Source organism: 'Chrysanthemum coronarium' phytoplasma (genome assembly GCF_000744065.1).
Classification (GTDB): domain Bacteria; phylum Bacillota_I; class Bacilli_A; order Acholeplasmatales; family Acholeplasmataceae; genus Phytoplasma; species Phytoplasma asteris.
Genome location: NZ_BBIY01000014.1, coordinates 1 through 2,558, shown reverse-complemented (window position 1 = coordinate 2,558; position 2,558 = coordinate 1). Strand labels below are relative to the sequence as shown.

General features: G+C 29.7%; 4 protein-coding genes. 1 reads left to right on the top strand and 3 read right to left on the bottom strand.

What is annotated here, in order from left to right:
- Positions 1 to 1,110 (top strand): CTP synthase (locus OYV_RS00880; protein WP_042067739.1); only part of this gene is annotated, 1,110 nt, incomplete at its 5' end.
- Positions 1,111 to 1,190: 80 nt separating this feature from the next.
- Here OYV_RS00880 and OYV_RS00875 read toward each other — a convergent pair.
- The 3 genes from OYV_RS00875 to OYV_RS00865 form a co-directional block, all read right to left on the bottom strand.
- Positions 1,191 to 1,658: a hypothetical protein gene (locus tag OYV_RS00875; protein WP_011160959.1), complete on the bottom strand. Its 468-nt coding sequence runs from the start codon at positions 1,656 to 1,658 to the stop codon at positions 1,191 to 1,193.
- 126 nt (positions 1,659 to 1,784) lie between these two features.
- Positions 1,785 to 2,405 carry a DnaD domain protein gene (locus OYV_RS00870; protein ID WP_172642332.1) on the bottom strand — a complete coding sequence of 207 codons (621 nt, stop codon included), beginning with the start codon at positions 2,403 to 2,405 and terminating at the stop codon, positions 1,785 to 1,787.
- A 4-nt stretch (positions 2,406 to 2,409) separates the two neighbouring features.
- Positions 2,410 to 2,558 (bottom strand): putative dsRNA-binding protein (locus OYV_RS00865; protein WP_042067738.1); only part of this gene is annotated, 149 nt, incomplete at its 5' end.

Sequence of the window (2,558 nt, the reverse complement as noted above, 5' to 3'; positions counted from 1 at the left end):
GGTTATCACAATGTTTTGTATCTTCATACCACTTTAGTTCCTTATTTAAAAAAAGCTCAAGAAATCAAAACAAAACCTACCCAACACAGCGTTAAAGAATTACGTGCTTTAGGAATACAACCTCAAATTTTGGTCTTACGTAGTGAAGTTCCTATCAACCCAGAAACCAAAAATAAAATTGCTGCTTTATGTGACATCAATCCACAAGCTATTTTTGAAGCCTTAGATGTTGATATTTTATATCAAATGATTCTTAACTTGCATCATCAAGGAATCGATGATTTTATTTTACAACATTTTAAACTTACTAATTTCTCAAACGCCGATTTGCAATCCTGGAAACAACTAATTACACGCATCCAAAATTTAGAAAAAAAAGTAGTCATTGCTCTAGTGGGTAAATACATTGTTTTACATGATGCTTATTTATCAATCATAGAAGCTCTTAAACATGCTTCTTATCAATATAATTGTAAACTGGAAATTAAATGGATAGATGCTGAAAAAGTAACGCCAGACAATATTTCTTCTTTGCTTGAAGACTATGATGGTATTTTAGTTCCTTATGGTTTTGGCAATCGCGCTATTGAAGGCAAAATTTTAGCCATTAATTATGCAAGAACTAACAATATTCCTTTCTTTGGGATTTGTTTAGGTATGCAGTTAGCAGTTATTGAATATGCCCGCAATGTGCTACATTTACAAGGTGCCAATTCTTTGGAAGTTGATGAAAAGACGCCGCATCCTGTAATTACTAAAAAAATAGTTGACAGCAATTTAGGAGGAACCCTGCGATTAGGTTCTTATCCGTGCCATCTTAAAGCCAACACCAAAAGTAAAGCTATTTATAATCAAGAAATAATTTATGAAAGACATCGTCATCGTTTTGAGATGAATCCTCATTATGTTGCTTTATTTGAAAAAAATAATGATTTTGTTGTTTCTGGAATAAATCAAGAACAAAAGCTTTGTGAAATTGTTGAGTTAAAAAGCCATCCTTGGTTTATTGCAGTACAATTTCATCCTGAGTTTTTGTCAAGACCATTAAAACCACATCCTTTATTTAAAGGGTTTGTTGAAGCGTCTTTATTAAATCAAAAAAATAAATAATTTATAAATGAAAAAAACTACCTTTTTAAGGTAGTTTTTTTGTTATATGTATAATAAAAACACCCTTAATAAGGGTGTTTTTATTTGGTTAAATTATTAACTTTTTCTTGGAGGTTTTTGGCATTATCGTTTTTAAATAATTTTTTTATATTTGAAAAAATTGTATCATCTGCTTTATTATCGTTTTTTTGTAAATAATCATAAGCATCGTCTTTTTCTTTAACAATTTTTTCGTATAGGTCTTTTACTACTTCGTATTCATTGCTAGTTGATTCTTTATAATATTCAATTACGTGTTTATTTACTGCTTCTAAATTAGTTTTAATGATGGCAAGTTTGGAATTAACATTGCCTTTATTTTCTTCTTTTGTTAACTTTTCAACTGAATTATACAAATTTTGAGCTGCTTGTTTTGCCCAAACTTTTTTAGGAGAAAGCCAGTTAACAGGATTAAAAGAAATATAAAAACCTAAACCTACATAAAGAGTAACAGTAATAAAAATAATGCCAGTAATGATTTTTCCTCGTTTGGTTGCTAAAAATTTCATCTTTTTAATTCCTTTACTAGTTATTTTTCATAAATAAAATAATTGAAATACTAAAAAAATAATTACATAAGTAATTATAACACATAAAAAGAGTAAGCTTGACTTTTTGTTTGCCCAAACTGATTGTTATTTTATTTTTTTAAAAAGTTTTGCTAAGGCTTTGTCTGCTTTTTCATCGGGTATAACTGTCAAAAATTTCTTTTTGCCAAGCAAAGTGTTGATGTAAAAAACAGAGGTTTTTTTAACACAAAGAGCTTCTTCAATTGTGTTTTTAATTTCTTCATGGCTAAATTCTTGGTCTTGATACCAATTTCTAACTAAGTCTAATTCGTTAGATGTAAGAGTTTGTCCTTTGTTGTGTTCTAAATATTCAATAGTTTGTTGGATTAAGGTAAGTTGGTTTTGGCGTTTGGATTCGCGAATTTGGTCTTGATAGATTTTTTCTAGCTTGGCAAAAGTGGGGTGTAGTGAAAAAACTTCAATAATTTTATGGTTTTTAGTTTCTTGGGAAAGGTCAAAAAAATCCTTTGACATTAATTGTTCTAAAATATGTTCTACTTCTTTTTTAGTGATTCCTGCTTTTTTGGCTAAGGCGTTGGAGGAAAAGACGCGTTTTTTGGAAAAATCTAGTAAGAATAGCAAAATAGTTAGTTCAGGGTAGGTTAATCCTAATTTTTGGTATTCTTGAATTAACATTTTTTCTACTTGTAAAAAACCATCTTCGTAAAGTTTTTGAAACATAACCATATTATTATTGAAGCTCCTTTTCTTTGCCGCCTTTGTTGTTGAGTAGGTCTTTGGGTTTGGCAACTTTGGATAATGCTTGTTGGGCTGCTTTTTGCTCAGCGGCTTTTTTAGTGCTGCCTTCACCTGTTCCTAAAAGATTTTTTTCTAAATAAA